14 protein-coding genes are annotated in these 15,529 nt (G+C 39.3%); all 14 read left to right on the top strand.

Annotated elements, in window-relative coordinates:
• Nucleotides 1-201 precede the first annotated feature (201 nt).
• The 14 genes from ACFQIC_RS07835 (at nt 202) to ACFQIC_RS07900 (ending at nt 15,304) form a co-directional block, all read left to right on the top strand.
• A complete protein-coding gene (locus tag ACFQIC_RS07835; protein WP_204711320.1) occupies nt 202-378 on the top strand; it encodes a small, acid-soluble spore protein, alpha/beta type in 177 nt (58 codons plus the stop codon).
• A 209-nt stretch (nt 379-587) separates the two neighbouring features.
• Nucleotides 588-1,457, top strand: a complete 870-nt coding sequence (ispE, locus tag ACFQIC_RS07840) for a 4-(cytidine 5'-diphospho)-2-C-methyl-D-erythritol kinase (RefSeq protein ID WP_204711319.1) — start codon at nt 588-590, stop codon at nt 1,455-1,457.
• Nucleotides 1,458-1,514: 57 nt separating this feature from the next.
• Nucleotides 1,515-2,336, top strand: a complete 822-nt coding sequence (gene purR / locus ACFQIC_RS07845; RefSeq protein WP_204711318.1) for a pur operon repressor — start codon at nt 1,515-1,517, stop codon at nt 2,334-2,336.
• Nucleotides 2,337-2,493: 157 nt separating this feature from the next.
• Complete coding sequence (gene spoVG / locus ACFQIC_RS07850; RefSeq protein ID WP_204711317.1) at nt 2,494-2,784, top strand: septation regulator SpoVG; 291 nt, start codon at nt 2,494-2,496, stop codon at nt 2,782-2,784.
• Nucleotides 2,785-3,026: 242 nt separating this feature from the next.
• Nucleotides 3,027-4,406 carry a bifunctional UDP-N-acetylglucosamine diphosphorylase/glucosamine-1-phosphate N-acetyltransferase GlmU gene (gene glmU, locus ACFQIC_RS07855; protein ID WP_204711314.1) on the top strand — a complete coding sequence of 460 codons (1,380 nt, stop codon included), beginning with the start codon at nt 3,027-3,029 and terminating at the stop codon, nt 4,404-4,406.
• A 16-nt stretch (nt 4,407-4,422) separates the two neighbouring features.
• Nucleotides 4,423-5,376, top strand: coding sequence for a ribose-phosphate diphosphokinase (locus ACFQIC_RS07860; protein ID WP_204711313.1), 954 nt, complete (start codon nt 4,423-4,425; stop codon nt 5,374-5,376).
• A gap of 86 nt (nt 5,377-5,462) precedes the next feature.
• A complete protein-coding gene (locus ACFQIC_RS07865) occupies nt 5,463-6,101 on the top strand; it encodes a 50S ribosomal protein L25/general stress protein Ctc (protein ID WP_204711312.1) in 639 nt (212 codons plus the stop codon).
• Nucleotides 6,102-6,484: 383 nt separating this feature from the next.
• Nucleotides 6,485-7,048, top strand: coding sequence for an aminoacyl-tRNA hydrolase (pth, locus tag ACFQIC_RS07870; protein ID WP_204711311.1), 564 nt, complete (start codon nt 6,485-6,487; stop codon nt 7,046-7,048).
• 69 nt (nt 7,049-7,117) lie between these two features.
• Nucleotides 7,118-7,348 carry an anti-sigma-F factor Fin gene (locus ACFQIC_RS07875; protein ID WP_204711309.1) on the top strand — a complete coding sequence of 77 codons (231 nt, stop codon included), beginning with the start codon at nt 7,118-7,120 and terminating at the stop codon, nt 7,346-7,348.
• A gap of 49 nt (nt 7,349-7,397) precedes the next feature.
• On the top strand, nt 7,398-10,934 hold the full coding sequence (gene mfd / locus ACFQIC_RS07880) for a transcription-repair coupling factor (protein WP_204711307.1): 3,537 nt from the start codon (nt 7,398-7,400) through the stop codon (nt 10,932-10,934).
• A gap of 450 nt (nt 10,935-11,384) precedes the next feature.
• Nucleotides 11,385-11,921, top strand: a complete 537-nt coding sequence (gene spoVT / locus ACFQIC_RS07885; RefSeq protein WP_204711305.1) for a stage V sporulation protein T — start codon at nt 11,385-11,387, stop codon at nt 11,919-11,921.
• Nucleotides 11,922-12,009: 88 nt separating this feature from the next.
• Nucleotides 12,010-13,590, top strand: a complete 1,581-nt coding sequence (locus ACFQIC_RS07890; RefSeq protein ID WP_204711303.1) for a putative polysaccharide biosynthesis protein — start codon at nt 12,010-12,012, stop codon at nt 13,588-13,590.
• Entirely contained in the window at nt 13,587-15,053 is a 1,467-nt protein-coding gene (gene yabN, locus ACFQIC_RS07895) for a bifunctional methyltransferase/pyrophosphohydrolase YabN (RefSeq protein WP_204711301.1), read from the top strand. Before ACFQIC_RS07890 ends, yabN begins: the two co-directional genes overlap by 4 nt.
• A complete protein-coding gene (locus tag ACFQIC_RS07900; RefSeq protein ID WP_204711299.1) occupies nt 15,044-15,304 on the top strand; it encodes an RNA-binding S4 domain-containing protein in 261 nt (86 codons plus the stop codon). The genes yabN and ACFQIC_RS07900 overlap by 10 nt, the downstream gene beginning before the upstream one ends.
• Nucleotides 15,305-15,529 lie beyond the last annotated feature (225 nt).

A 15,529-nucleotide genomic window follows, 5' to 3' on the forward strand; every position in this document is an offset into this window, starting at 1 on the left:
TTAGATTTAGGCAGTTTGTAGATTAAAGAATGATTTTCACTTCAATGTATGCATATATTCTTGCCGCATTTTACTGAGAAGTTTTAGTTGGTATATTGGAGATTGTTACTAGTCTTGCCTATAAGTTCTTGAATGGAACATACAAACATAACAAATACTAACGGTGTCGTAGCTAAGTGATGGCGAAAGGAGCTGAAGACGATGGGGCGCCGAAGCATGATGTCCAATTCGTTGAAAGAGGAAATCGCAAAAGAACTTGGGTTTTACGACAAAGTTGAGCAAGATGGCTGGGGCGGTATTACAACTCGTGAAGCGGGAAGTATGGTTAAGCGAGCGATCCAAATGGCCGAAGAGCAAATGGTCAAGAATCAACAATAAGCAAAAGGCTTCTCAGGGTGTTTGTTACTCTGGGAAGTCTTTTTTTGGGAGAGGGTATCGGACATATCTAAGTTTATTCAACTAGTGATATCATATTCCAAATGTCATTGACACATTAGATTAAAGTTAACCTCTTTAGCAATCCCTCCATATAACGCTGTTTTATGGTACAATGCTTGAAGAAGATTTACTGAAGAGGGGGTGTTAATGTGGTTGTATTAGAGAAGGCGCCGGCCAAAATTAATTTGTCTCTAGATGTTTTACATAAACGAAACGATGGATTCCATGAGGTAGAAATGGTGATGACGACGGTCGATCTTGCCGACCGCATTGAATTAACCAAGTTATCGAATAATACGATTCGTATAGAGTCAGAAAGCCGTTTTGTACCTAATGATGAACGTAATTTAGCTTATCGGGCAGCAAAGGTAATGAAGGAACATTTTCAAGTCAAAGCTGGTGTAAAGATTTTCATTGAAAAAAATATCCCTGTAGCTGCGGGGCTAGCAGGTGGCAGTAGTGATGCGGCAGCGGTCTTACGTGGTTTGAATAGACTATGGGGTCTTCGTGCAAGTTTAGAAGAATTAGCCGAACTTGGATCAAGAATCGGTTCAGACGTCCCCTTCTGTGTTTATGGAGGTACTGCATTAGCAAAAGGCCGGGGTGAAAAAATCCAAGAACTTCCATCACCACCTCCTTGTTGGGTCGTTTTAGCAAAACCAGCAATTGGTGTTTCAACGGAAGTAGTGTATCAAAAGTTGAACATAAATAAAGCAGATCATCCGAATACGGAGGCAATGATAACTGCATTAAACGAAAAGGACTTTAAAGGGATCTGTTCGCAAGTATCTAATACATTAGAAGGTGTTACAACCAAGCTTCATCCTGAAGTTGAACAAATCAAGGAGAAGATGCGTCAAGCTGGAGCAGACGCTGTGCTTATGAGTGGAAGCGGCCCGACAGTATTCGCTTTAGTAGGTCAAGAAGCAAAGCTTCATCGAATTTACAACAGCTTAAAGGGATTTTGCCCAGAAGTTCATCTCGTAAGAATGTTAGGATGTCGAGAAAAAACTTGCTAAAATCCGTACAAATCTGATATATTTATTATTAATATTCGGATTTTGGGGTGTCTTTTCATGAAAAGAAGTGAACGACTAGTTGCTATGACCTACTATGTTTTGGATCGTCCCCGTGAATTAATTTCTTTACCCTTTTTATCAGAGAAATATGAAGCGGCTAAATCTTCAATCAGTGAAGATTTAGGGATTATAAATAAAATGTTTCAACATGAAGGAATCGGTTATTTAGAAACAGTTTCTGGAGCTGCCGGTGGTATTAAGTACTTGCCTGCTTTTTCAGAAAGCTATAGTGAACAATTTGTTCAAGAGTTATGTGAGCGCTTAGAGGACCCAGAACGCCTATTGCCAGGTGGATACCTATTTATGAGTGATTTGTTAGGGGAACCTGATACGATAAGGAATATTGGACGTTTGCTAGCATCTGCCTTTGCAGGAAAAGAAATTGATGCGGTTATGACAGTTGCGACAAAAGGTATTCCCTTAGCTTATGCGGTCGCTTCATATTTGAATGTTCCTGTAGTTATTGTGAGGCGTGATCCGAAAATCACAGAAGGATCTACCGTAAGTATCAATTATGTATCAGGGTCAACAAGAAAAATTCAAACAATGGTTCTTACAAAACGGTCATTGGCCGAAGGGTCAAAAGTGTGTATCATTGATGACTTCATGAAGGCTGGCGGCTCAATCAATGGTATGAAGAGTTTACTTAAAGAATTTAATGCAGAAGTCGCCGGAATTGGAGTTTTAGCAGAAGCAGAAGATGAAGAAGAAGATCGAGTGGTTGATGACCATGTATCTCTTGTTCAAATCATGAATGTTGACGATCGTCATTCTAAGATAGAAGTTCATCCAGGTAATTTTTCAACTCGATTGAAATAAAATACCCATAGGAAAATTAGTTATGGACGTTGATGTAATAGTCTTATAAAACTAAATTTTATTAATAAATAAATTTTTTCAGAATATAGGCAGGATTTTCTATATGTTTGTGGAATTATTTTAGTAAGTTCTTTTTGGGAAAAGGTGGTGAACTTTAATGGAAGTAACTGACGTAAGACTGCGACGCGTAAATACCGAAGGAAGAATGCGAGCAATTGCTTCTATTACCTTGGATCAGGAGTTTGTTGTCCATGACATTAGGGTGATTGATGGTAACAACGGACTATTTGTAGCTATGCCAAGTAAGCGTACTCCTGACGGGGAATTCCGTGACATCGCACATCCAATTAATTCTGGTACGCGTGGAAAGATTCAAGATGCTGTTCTTGCCGAATATCATAGTGCAGGAGAAGCAGAAGTTGAGTATGAAGAAGCAGGTGCTTCTTAAACAAAGCATGAAAAAAGGAAGTCTGACCTTCAATAAAGGTCTGGCTTCTTTTTTATGGAACATTTATCTGGATCAACTCATGATGTAACGAATATTTGTAGCTGGTCTCTTATTCAACTCTTTCCCTCATGTTTATTGCTTTCATATCTAAAACAGGTTTCGATTTGATAAGGGATGTCTGTTGAAATTAAGCCTATTTTAAGATATTATTCATAATGGATAATTAGGATGGAGGTTTCTTCATGACCCAAAAATATGCTGTTGTATTAGCTGCTGGCCAAGGTACTCGAATGAAGTCAAAACTTTATAAAGTTTTACACCCTGTTTGCGGGAAACCTATGGTGCAACATGTGGTTGATCAGTTAAATAAACTTGATTTAGACGAATTGATTACTGTCGTAGGTTTTGGTGCTGAAACAGTCCAAGACCAGCTCGGAAAAGATAGTCACTATGTTGTGCAAGAGGAACAGTTAGGGACAGGGCATGCTGTTCAGCAAGCGGATAACATTTTGGCTGATAAAGAAGGTGTCACCATTGTAGCTTGTGGGGATACTCCATTGTTAACAGAAAGTACGTTACAGAATATGGTGGAGCATCATATTCAAACAGAAGCGAAAGCTACTATCTTGACAGCACATGCAGAAGACCCAACCGGATATGGACGTGTCATTCGCGGTGGTAATGGTGAGGTTGAACGTATTGTTGAACAAAAAGATGCCTCTAAAGATGAGCAAGCTGTACAAGAAATTAATACAGGTACTTATTGTTTTGATAATAAATTCTTATTCGAAGCCTTACAAAATGTATCTAATGACAACGTGCAAGGTGAATATTACTTACCTGATGTCATTCAAATATTGCAAAACCAAGGTGAAACTGTAAGTGCTTATCAAACGACTGATTTCTCAGAGTCCTTAGGAGTAAATGATCGTGTGGCATTGTCGAAAGCAGAGAAACTTATGAAAAAGCGTATTAACGAAGCTCATATGCGCAACGGAGTTTCTATAATCGATTCGGATAACACATACATCGGTCCTGACGTTTCGATTGGACAAGATGTAACCATCTATCCTGGATCTATTGTTGATGGCAAAACATTGATCGAAAATGATGTAACTGTTGGACCACATTCTACAATCACAGATTGCCATATTGGACCAGGAACTGTGGTTAAGCAAAGTGTAGCGACAAACAGTTTAATTGGATCCGGCGTTCAAATTGGTCCATTTGCTCATATACGTCCTGATTCTTCATTAGGCAATGATGTAAAAATTGGTAATTTTGTAGAAGTGAAGAAGGCTACATTTGGTGAGGGTAGTAAAGCATCACACTTAAGTTACATTGGTGATGCCGATGTAGGAAGCGGTGTGAACATTGGTTGTGGTACAATTACAGTGAACTATGATGGCCACAATAAATACATGACAACGATCGAAGATGACGCATTTATTGGATGCAATTCAAATTTAGTGGCCCCTGTGACAGTAGGAAAAGGTGCATATGTTGCAGCAGGCTCTACGATCAACAAAGATGTTCCAGCTGAGGCTTTGTCGATTGCTCGATCTCGTCAAACCAATAAAGAAGGTTACGCTAGTAAATTCCAATCGAATAAAAAAGACTAACGGAGGGTTCAAATCCATGGCAACTGGATACAAGGATTCAGCATTGAAAGTATTCTCCCTCAATTCCAACCCCGAGCTTGCAAAAGAAATTGCTGAGAATATTGGGACAGAACTGGGAAAATGTACAGTAACAAGTTTTAGTGATGGCGAAATTCAAATTAACATTGATGAAAGTATACGGGGTTGTGACGTTTATGTGGTTCAATCTACGTGTGCCCCCGTAAACCAGCATCTAATGGAATTGTTAATTATGATTGATGCATTGAAACGTGCCTCTGCTAGTACAATTAACATCGTAATGCCTTATTACGGGTATGCAAGACAAGATCGTAAAGCGCGGGCTCGTGAACCGATCACTGCTAAGCTTATTGCTAATTTACTTGAAACCGCTGGTGCATCCCGGGTAATTATGTTGGACCTTCATGCCCCACAAATTCAGGGATTCTTCGATATGCCAATCGACCATTTGTTAGGTGTTCCTATTCTTTCTGACTACTTTAATACGAAGAATTTTGATGATGTTGTCATCGTGTCACCAGATCATGGCGGTGTGACTAGAGCGCGTAAGATGGCTGATCGATTAAAAGCCCCAATAGCTATCATTGATAAACGCCGACCGAAACCTAACGTTGCGGAAGTGATGAACATTGTTGGTAATGTTGAAGGGAAAACAGCGATAATGATTGATGATATTATTGATACAGCAGGTACCATTACGTTAGCAGCTAATGCTTTAGTAGAAAGTGGCGCCAAAAACGTGTATGCTTGTTGTACACACCCTGTTCTTTCTGGACCAGCTCTTGATCGGATTGAAAACTCTAAGATTGAAGAATTAGTAGTGACTAATACTATTCCATTAGGTGAGGACAAATCGATTGACAAAATCACTCAACTTTCGGTAGCTCCGCTAATTAGTGAAGCTATTGTTCGAGTGCATGAGCGTCAATCCGTAAGCATTTTGTTTGATTAAGTATAATATTTTTACGTGAATGTTTAATTTCTGTTATAATAGGGAATTAGAATATATGAATGGTTAATTTACTGGAGGAGATTATTTTGACAATTACATTAAAAGCAAATCAAAGAAAAAACCTTAAACAGTCAGTAACTCGGGAATTGCGTACGGAAGGCAATGTACCTGGAGTTGTATATGGTAAAGACAAAGATCCTATAAACGTCTCTGTAAATAGTATTGAACTTTTAAAAACAGTACGTGATGAAGGAAAAAACGCAATCATTTCTCTAGATGTTGATGGTGGTTCAACTGTAAACGTTATGTTACATGAGTATCAAATCGATCCTGTAAAGGACGAGCTTATTCATGCAGACTTTTACATTGTAAATATGTCTCAAGAAATGGACGTTGAAGTTCCAGTTCGTCTTGAAGGTGAAGCAGTCGGTTCGAAAGAAGGCGGAGTCGTTCAACAGCCATTACATGACCTTGGTGTACGTGCGAAACCTGCTGATATTCCAGAAGAGATTACACTTGATATATCTGAACTGAATATTGGAGACAGCATCATGGTGAGTGACCTTAAAGATTCTCGTAAGTATGAGATTACTGAAGATGAGAATACAACGATTGTATCTGTAACTCCACCAGAAGAAATGCCTGAAGAGCCGGATACTGATAACGCTGATGCAGAACCAGAAGTCATCGGAGAGAAGAAAACCGGTGAGGATTCTGACAAATAGTATCATAAATGTCAAAAGAGGGGCGTAGCCAAGGGTTGCGCTCTTTTTTTTGGTATCCTTCATTTTGACATATTTCTTGTCATACATTTGTTATAATAAAAGTGAAACTTCTTTTAGTGCGTGTTCAAAAAGATGCCAAATTAGAATCAAACTGGTCAAGGCGGCGAAGTTTCTGAGGACCAGAGTGTAGACTTTTCCTACATGAGGACCGAAGAACGATCCAACGAAGAGATGCACCGCTTATCTTTTGGTGACTTTTTGAACATCCTCTTTTAGTGAAGTTTTTTTCAGTACCATTGAATTAATAAGATGGATTATCTTAATGTATGGATAATTAACCTGAAATGAATAGGAAATGAGCTTATAAAAAGGAAGTTATAGTGATGAAGTGTATTGTTGGTCTGGGAAATCCAGGGAAAAAATATGAAAAGACTCGTCATAATATAGGGTTTGTGATTATCGATGAATTAGCGAAGCAAAATCACTGGAATGTAACCCAAGAAAAGTTCAAAGGATTATATACAATAGAGCATATAGGCGGGGAGAAAGTTTTGTTACTTAAGCCCCAAACATATATGAACTTGTCGGGGAATTCTCTTCGCTTATTCATGGATTATTATGAAATAGATGAAGAAGATGTTTTAGTTATTTACGATGATCTAGACTTACCACCAGGCAGAATTCGTCTGCGGAAAAAAGGTGGACATGGAGGTCATAATGGGATTCGCAGCATCATTGACCAGTTAGGATCAAAGGAGTTCAAAAGATTGCGTGTAGGAGTAGGACGTCCCTCTGTTCCGATGTCTGTAGTTGATTACGTACTTGGCAGTTTTGATAAGGAACAATTAGGGCCGGTTGAAGAAAGTATAGCTCAATCGGTAAAAGCGTGTGAAGCATGGCTAGATCAGCCTTTTAATGAAGTTATGAATGAATTTAACGTTAAGTGAAAAGCCGTATAAGCTTTAGTTATGCCGGGAATAATGAATACATGTACTGCTAATAAGGAGAGTGTATGTATGAAGATTCTTTATAAGTGTCGGCATTGTCAGGGCCAAGTCGGAAAACTGGATCGAAATCAGGTCGAAGTTTCTGAACTTGGCTTAGAGTGTTTAACCCCGGATGACCAGAGAGAAATGATTACGTATGATCACGAAGGAAATTTAAATATCAGGACGATCTGTGACTCATGTGAACAATCTCTCGAGCAAAACCCTCATTATCATGAGGTGGATTTTTTTATTCATTAAACCAGAATAGCTCCTCTTAAGAGCTTTCATGGTTGCGGAGGAGTATATTATGCAAGGTATTAAAGATTATCTATATCCTCAAGATGATGTAAAGTCAGTGATTGATGGTTTTCAATCAGGAATGAAGGAACAAATGATTGCTGGGTTATCAGGAGCTTCTAGGAGCTTAATGGTGTCGTTACTACACGAATCATTACAACGACCTGTTTTAGTCGTAACGCACCAACTGATACAAGCCCAGCAGATTTATGATGATATGGTAGAAATGGCAGACGATGAACAAGTTCACCTCTACCCGGTGAATGAACTGATTGCATCAGAAATTGCAGTCGCAAGCCCAGAGCTTCGTAGCCAGCGAATTGATGCACTTAGCAAATGGCTCAATCAAGATTCTGGAATTTTAATTGCTCCAGTTGCTGCTCTTAAAAGAATTATGCCACCTAAAGATTATTGGGAGCACTATAAGCTCCCTTTTCGTGTTGGGGAAGAAATTGATTTAAGTCAGTACTTAGAACGATTTGTCAGTATGGGGTATGAACGAACAGATATGGTTTCTAGCCCTGGTGAATTTTCTGTTCGTGGAGGCATTATTGATGTTTATCCATTAACTACAGAATACCCGTATCGAATAGAGTTATTTGATACTGAGGTCGACTCTATACGTACGTTTGATTCAGAGACGCAACGCTCCCATAGTAAATTTGAACATATTGAAGTGGGACCTGCATCAGAAATGCTTTTAACAGATGAAGATTTTACAAGGGTGGCTCAAAGGCTCGAGGGGGCTTTAAGTCATTCCTTGCAAAAGCTTACGAAGAATGAAGCGAAAGAAACACTGAATTCCCACATCGAACATGACATTACTCGCTTACATCATCGTGAACGATTTCAAGAAATGTATAAATATATCGGATATTATTACGAGCACCCTGTAAGTTTGCTAGATTATCTACCGGAGAATGGGTTAGTAGTTCTTGATGAAATGAGCCGTATACAAGAAACGGCCGTACGTCTCGACCAGGAAGAGGCCGAATGGTATAACAGCTTACTTGAAGTTAACCAAATGGTCCGGGACTTACGTATTTCCTTTGACTGGCATGATACTTGGGCAAATATGAAACAAACAAAACTATATTTATCCGTATTTATGCGCCATATCCCTAATACACAACCACAAAATGTGGTCAATATATCAAGTCGACAAATGCAGCAATTTCATGGTCAAATGAATTTGCTGAAGAATGAAATGGATCGCTGGTTAAAACAAGGATACAGTGTCGTTATTCTTGCTCCAGACGACTCCAGGGCTGATAAAATTCATTCGGTGTTATTAGATTATGAAATGGAAGCGGTAGTGTCTAAAGAACCTCTAAAGCTACCTGTGACAATGCCTACTATTATTAAAGGGAATATTAGCAGTGGGTTTGAGTGGCCGATGCATAAAGTTGCTGTACTTACAGAAAATGAGTTATTTAAAAAACGTACGGCAAAACCAAAACGTCGACAAAAAATGACCAATGCTGAACGAATTAAGGATTACCAAGAACTTAAAGTAGGCGACTACGTTGTTCATGCCAACCATGGAATTGGAAAGTATATTGGCATTGAAACATTGAAAATGGGCGACAGTCATAAAGACTTTTTAATGCTGAAGTACTCCGGAAACGACAAGCTATTCGTTCCCATTGACCAAATTGATTTAATTCAAAAGTATGTCAGTTCAGAAGGTAAAGAGCCTAAGGTTTATAAACTAGGGGGCAGTGAGTGGGCCAAAGTTAAAAGTAGAGTCCAGTCCTCTGTTGAAGACATTGCGGACGACTTAATCCAACTCTATGCTGAAAGGGAAGCATCAAAAGGCCATGCATTTGCTGAAGATGGAGAAATGCAGCGTGATTTTGAAGGAGCTTTCTCTTATGAAGAAACGGAAGATCAAGTACGTTGTATTGTTGAGATCAAAGAAGATATGCAGAGGATTCGACCGATGGATCGGCTTCTTTGCGGTGACGTTGGTTACGGAAAGACTGAAGTGGCTATACGTGCGGCGTTTAAAGCAGTAGAGAGTGGTAAGCAAGTAGCTCTGCTCGTTCCGACAACTATTCTAGCCCAACAACATTTTGAAACGTTGCAGGAACGGTTCCAAGATTTTGGTGTTAATATTGGCTTACTTAGTCGGTTTCGAACCAAAAAGCAACAAAAAGAAACAACTGATCGTCTAAGAAAAGGCCTTACTGATATTGTAGTAGGCACTCATCGTATATTATCTAAAGATATTCATTTTAAAGATTTGGGACTTTTGATTGTAGATGAAGAACAACGATTTGGTGTAAAACATAAAGAAAAAATCAAGCAGCTAAAGGCTAACGTTGACGTGTTAACACTGACAGCCACACCGATTCCAAGAACACTTCATATGTCGATGCTTGGTGTTCGCGATTTATCTGTAATAGAAACCCCGCCTGAAAATAGGTTTCCTATCCAAACCTATGTCCTTGAGTACAATCCTGTATTTATGAGGGAAGCTGTCGAAAGGGAAATGGCTCGAGGTGGGCAAGTCTTTTTCTTATTTAATCGTGTGGAGAACATCGAAAGGATGGCTCAAGAAATTTCAGCCCTTGTGCCTGAAGCAAGAGTCGCTTTTGCTCATGGGCAAATGAATGAAACAGAGCTTGAGAATGTTATGTTTTCTTTCTTAGAAGGAGAGTATGATGTGCTAGTCAGTACAACAATAATTGAAACAGGTGTGGACATTCCGAATGTCAACACGCTTATCGTCTATGATGCTGATCGAATGGGCCTTAGTCAGCTTTATCAGCTAAGGGGAAGAGTAGGGCGATCTAATCGTGTCGCCTATGCTTATTTCACATACCAAAAAGATAAAGTGTTAACCGAGGTTGCTGAAAAACGATTACAAGCAATTAAAGAATTTACCGAGCTTGGTTCTGGTTTTAAAATTGCCATGCGTGACCTTTCTATAAGGGGAGCGGGAAATCTCTTAGGTGCTCAGCAGCATGGATTCATAGATTCCGTTGGTTTCGATATGTACTCTCAAATGCTTAAGGATGCAATTGAAGCGAAACGACAGGGTAAAGAGCCAGAAGCTGTACAGCCCTTCCAAACCGAACTTGACTTGAATATGGACGCCTATATCCCTGAAGACTATATTTCAGATGAAAAACAAAAAATTGATATGTACAAACAATTTCAAGCCATTGAATCCGTTGAAGATATTCATGATCTACGAGATGAAATTATTGACCGCTTCGGTGATTACCCAGAAGAGGTAGAGAATTTATTTAGAGCATCATCAATCAAACATTACGCAAAACAAGCACGCATAGAGTCTATTTCTGAGAAAAAGAAAAAAATTGTGATGTTGATGGAGTCAGAGCGAAGTCAGCAAATCGATGGTGCCAAGCTATTTGAGTTTGCGAATGAATATGATCGAATGATTCAGCTAGGTACGGAAGATCATAATTTAAAGATCACCTTTACTTGGGATCGGAAATCTGAGTTAAAACGGTATGATGTTGTTGAAGAGTTTTTGGAGCGACTTCCTGAGTTATCAAGAGAAGCGACAAGTGCTTAAGCAATTCAGTTTCAGAGAACAACAATAAAAAATCACAGCCTAGAGAGGTATGCAAATTCGTAATTGAATTCGCATACCTCTTTTTTATCATTTCTGGCTACGCCTTGTGGGTTGTAGACTCACATCATAGGTGTAGAATATTTCATGTTCTGATGGCAGGAAGACTACTGGGAAAAGCATTGATGAGAAACTTAAGAAACCTGATGCACCATTAGAGTGAAGCATCTAGTCAGTCCGCGGAAAGCGAATCGTTCCCCAGCCTCCTTTTCTCTATTTCTAACGAAGGAACCAGATGCTATTCCTTTTTTGAAATTATGCATGTGACCACTTTTAAATTTTATGCATAGGTTTTTTCTGGTGTATCATACTATATTTATCACTTGATTACTCTGAATGCGGTTCAAACAAGATATTCAAAGATGGGCCACCATAGAAAAGGAGGACACAAGAATGAAAGCCACTGGAATTGTACGACGTATTGATGATCTAGGTAGGGTTGTTATACCAAAAGAAATTCGCCGAACGTTACGCATTAGGGAAGGTGATCCCTTAGAGATTTTCGTTGATCGGGAGGGAGAGGTTATTTTAAAAAAATACTCTCCTATCAATGAGCTAGGGGATTTTGCTAAGGAATATGCCGAGGCTCTCCATGAGTCTCTTGAGGCAGCTGTACTCATTTGTGATCGTGACGAGTTTATCGCTGTGGCCGGCGAGTCGAAAAAAGCGTATTTAGACCGCCAAATTGGAAATATCATTGAGCAAGTGATGGAGAAGCGAGCCCCAGAGTCTGATAAACATTCGCAACCAGTAGAGTTTGTCCGCGATCAAGAAGAGGACGTCATTTCTTATATTATTTATCCTATCATTACTCAAGGTGATCCTATTGGTTGTGTTGTTGCATTTAATAAAGAAGGATCTCCTATTGATGAGTCTTCTGTTAAAGCAGTTCACACAGCTGCTCAATTTCTAGCAAAGCAAATGGAATAGAAATTAGGCCAGGTCTACTACGAGATCTGGCTTATTTTGTTATGCTATAATGTAGGCCACTCAATATATTAGATGGAAAGGGTAGACCATGGATCATTTACACGCGTCTCACCGATTACTAAAAGGGGCCTTCCTGCTTACATTATCAGGGTTAATTGGTAAAGTATTAAGTGCAGGGTATCGGATCCCTTTACAAAATATTTCTGGAGATGTCGGTTTCTATATATATCAGCAAGTTTATCCAATTTTAGGGATGGCTATTATGCTTTCGTTATATGGTTTCCCTGTAGCTATTTCTAAACTTGTTTCTGATTTAGATGAACAAGGTGTTCAACTATCAATAAGATCCTTTTACATACCTGCTTTTGCCTGGCTACTCTTAATTTGTGGATTGATTTTCGTAGCTGGGTATACACAGGCAGATCACTTGGCAGCCATAATGGGAGATGAGCAATTAACTTCTTCTTTGCAGGCCGCGTTTTTTGTGTTTCTTTTCCTCCCATTCCCCTCTCTTATTCGCGGAGTTTTTCAAGGTTCGGGAATAATGGAACCAACTGCGATTTCACAAGTGGTAGAACAATTCGTCCGGGTTGTTGTCATTATTGGGACAGCTATTTACGTGACTCGTATAGGTGATATATACGATGTTGGAGTAGGTGGAGCTCTTTCTTCTATTTTAGGGACAGGGGCCTCAGCTATAGTTTTATGGATATTGTGGGTACGTCATCCGAGAGCCCATGTCACATCATCAAATATGGCTTCTATTTCTTTTGCAAAGACCATCTTTTTTTATGGTCTATTCATTTGCTTAAACTATATGTTATTGCTTCTATTACAACTGGTAGACTCGCTTACACTTGTCCCTAATTTAATGGAAGCTGGTTTTCTTGGGGGTGAGGCAAAAGTTGCGAAAGGAGTGTTTGATCGTGGACAACCGCTTATACAGTTGGGAACGGTCATTGCTTCTTCTCTTGCTCTAGCCCTAATTCCTTCAGTTACACAGAAAAGAAAAGAAAAAGAGCCTGACCAAGTTCACCGTTACATCTTTGGTGCTGTGAAATATTGTTTTCTTTTGGCTATTGGAGCAGCAGCGGGTTTAATTACACTGTTTCCATTAGTTAATGAGTTATTTTTTCAAGATACTGAAGGGTCGAATTTCTTGCGTCTGTTTATGCTCGTGATTTTGTTTAGCTCACTTGCCATAACCATCTCTTCGGTTCTTCAAGGACTTGGAAGAGTGGTTCATACGGCAATAGTCATTCTTATTGCTGTTTTGATAAAGTGGGGGTTGAATATATGGTGGATTCCAAAGTTTGAAGTGTACGGAGCAGCGGCCTCATCTGTTGTAACTGTAGCATTTGTTGTATGCTGTCACCTTCTCCTTTTACATAGGGACTTTTCACTCAAAGAATGGAAGCGGCTCCCTTGGTGTGCTACAGGAGCCTCGATTGTTGGCATGGTAGGGTTTTTAGTCACTGTGGAAGCGTTAATGATCGATATTGAACATCGGCTCGCTTTATTAGTTTATGTTCTGATAATCATAGCGTTTGGAGCAGCCATTTATCTTTACCTACTTATTCGCTTAGGGGCATTTTATAAAAAAGAACTAGAGCTGCTCCCTTTTGGAGAATGGCTAATTAAATTATTACCGAGAGGAAGGCGAGTATGAATACAATTACAATTCTTGGGCTAGGGGCTGGTGAACTTAATCAACTGTCTCTGGGTGTTTATAGACAGTTGCGAGAGGTATCAGGTCCTATTTATGCACGAACATTGGATCATCCGGTTATACAAGGGCTACAAAAAGAAGGGTTGTCATTTGAAAGCTTTGATCAAACATATAGGAAATACGATCAGTTTGAAGATGTGTATGAAGCAATTGTTGGTGAGTTGTTAGCCATTGCTCGTGAACAGGATGTCATTTATGTCGTCCCAGGTCATCCGATGCTTGCGGAGCGTACGGTTCAATTGTTGCTTGAACGAAAGGATGCTAATGTGGTTGTTAATGGTGGACAAAGTTATTTAGATGCTTTATTCACAACACTTCAGATTGATCCAATTGAGGGTTTTCAATTTATAGATGCTACTTCTTTTGAAAGAAATCAACTTCAATTGCAAAATCATATTGTTTTCTCTCAGGTGTATGATTCTATGGTGGCGTCAGAGGTCAAGCTGGCACTGCTTGAGGATTTATCAGCTGATCATGAGGTAACAGTGGTTACTGCTGCGGGAAGTTCTGAGGAGAGGCTTATTGCTATTCCATTAGAGGAGTTAGATCGTTCGGTTGAAGTTAATAATTTGACGAGTGTCTATGTGGCACCTGTTGAAAAAGAGAAGCTCAACCATCAGTTTTTCCGCTTGAGAGAAGTGATTGCTAAGCTTCGCGGTCCTGGGGGTTGCCCGTGGGATCAAAAGCAAACCCATGAATCGTTAAGAAAGTATTTGGTTGAAGAAGCATATGAATTCATCGATGCGGTTAATGGTATGGATGATGAGCATATGGTAGAGGAATTAGGTGACGTATTGCTTCAAGTAATGCTTCACAGTCAAATTGGGGAAGATGATGGGTTTTTTAATGTAAATGATGTCATTCAAGCGGTGACGGATAAAATGATTCGTCGACATCCCCATGTGTTTGGTCAGGTGAAGGTTGAAAATTCGGAGGAAGTTGTAACGAATTGGGATGAGATTAAGAAGCAAGAAAAAGGTAGCACTCCAGATTCGTTACTAGACGGAGTGCCGACAAGCTTCCCGGCATTGCTTCAGGCAGAAGATTTACAAAAGAAAGCTTCTAAAGTAGGATTTGATTGGGACGATGTCGAATTAGTACAAGCGAAGGTAGAAGAAGAATGGCAGGAATTTATAGAAGCTGAACGTGCGAATGACGTTGTAGAAATGGAGAAAGAATTTGGAGACTGGTTATTTGCAATTGTGAACTTAGCCCGCCATTATAAAATTAACGCAGAAACATCTCTGCAACGAACGAATCAAAAGTTTAGAAATAGATTTTCATCGATGGAATCACAAGCATCTAAACGCGATCTTAGACTTGCTGACTATTCATTAGAAGAATTGGAACAGTTGTGGGTCCATGCAAAACTTGAGAAGGGGGAAAATGAAAGATGCGATTAGATAAGTTTTTAAAAATTTCCAGGTTGATTAAACGACGTACATTAGCAAAAGAAATAGCAGATCAGGGAAGAATAAACATTAACGGAACTCCAAGTAAAGCAGCTACTAAAGTAGCCGTCGGAGATGAGTTAACGATCCAGTTTGGTCAAAAGATTTTAACTATTGAAGTGAAATCTTTAAGAGAAAATGTGAAAAAGGACGAAGCACTTACTCTTTATGAAATAAAAAATGAAGAAGCTGTCAACAAATAATCGTAAAAACCACTTCAATCTTTGTAACGGGTTCACTTGTGAGGTGCAAATGTTAAATCACAGGGGAATGAGACAGATTTCCAAGATTGTCGGCGCTACGATTCATTCTAAAATCACAGTTAACAAGGCTTAGAGGAATTTTATCTCTAAGCCTTGTTTTTATGTATGGTTTTAATTTTGCTTAGTAATGATAGTTGTGTTTCTTTTCCAAGGCGTTCTAATTTA

The organism is Halobacillus seohaensis (genome assembly GCF_042663045.1).
Taxonomy (GTDB): Bacteria; Bacillota; Bacilli; order Bacillales; family Halobacillaceae; genus Halobacillus_A; species Halobacillus_A seohaensis.

Excerpts from the sequence above, each read along its gene's own strand:
- ACFQIC_RS07835 (WP_204711320.1), top strand. The coding sequence starts at position 202 with ATGGGGCGCCGAAGCATGATGTCCAATTCGTTGAAAGAGGAAATCGCA.
- purR (WP_204711318.1), top strand. The coding sequence starts at position 1,515 with ATGAAAAGAAGTGAACGACTAGTTGCTATGACCTACTATGTTTTGGAT.
- spoVG (WP_204711317.1), top strand. The coding sequence starts at position 2,494 with ATGGAAGTAACTGACGTAAGACTGCGACGCGTAAATACCGAAGGAAGA.
- glmU (WP_204711314.1), top strand. The coding sequence starts at position 3,027 with ATGACCCAAAAATATGCTGTTGTATTAGCTGCTGGCCAAGGTACTCGA.
- ACFQIC_RS07860 (WP_204711313.1), top strand. The coding sequence starts at position 4,423 with ATGGCAACTGGATACAAGGATTCAGCATTGAAAGTATTCTCCCTCAAT.
- pth (WP_204711311.1), top strand. The coding sequence starts at position 6,485 with ATGAAGTGTATTGTTGGTCTGGGAAATCCAGGGAAAAAATATGAAAAG.
- ACFQIC_RS07875 (WP_204711309.1), top strand. The coding sequence starts at position 7,118 with ATGAAGATTCTTTATAAGTGTCGGCATTGTCAGGGCCAAGTCGGAAAA.
- mfd (WP_204711307.1), top strand. The coding sequence starts at position 7,398 with ATGCAAGGTATTAAAGATTATCTATATCCTCAAGATGATGTAAAGTCA.
- spoVT (WP_204711305.1), top strand. The coding sequence starts at position 11,385 with ATGAAAGCCACTGGAATTGTACGACGTATTGATGATCTAGGTAGGGTT.
- ACFQIC_RS07890 (WP_204711303.1), top strand. The coding sequence starts at position 12,010 with ATGGATCATTTACACGCGTCTCACCGATTACTAAAAGGGGCCTTCCTG.
- yabN (WP_204711301.1), top strand. The coding sequence starts at position 13,587 with ATGAATACAATTACAATTCTTGGGCTAGGGGCTGGTGAACTTAATCAA.
- ACFQIC_RS07900 (WP_204711299.1), top strand. The coding sequence starts at position 15,044 with ATGCGATTAGATAAGTTTTTAAAAATTTCCAGGTTGATTAAACGACGT.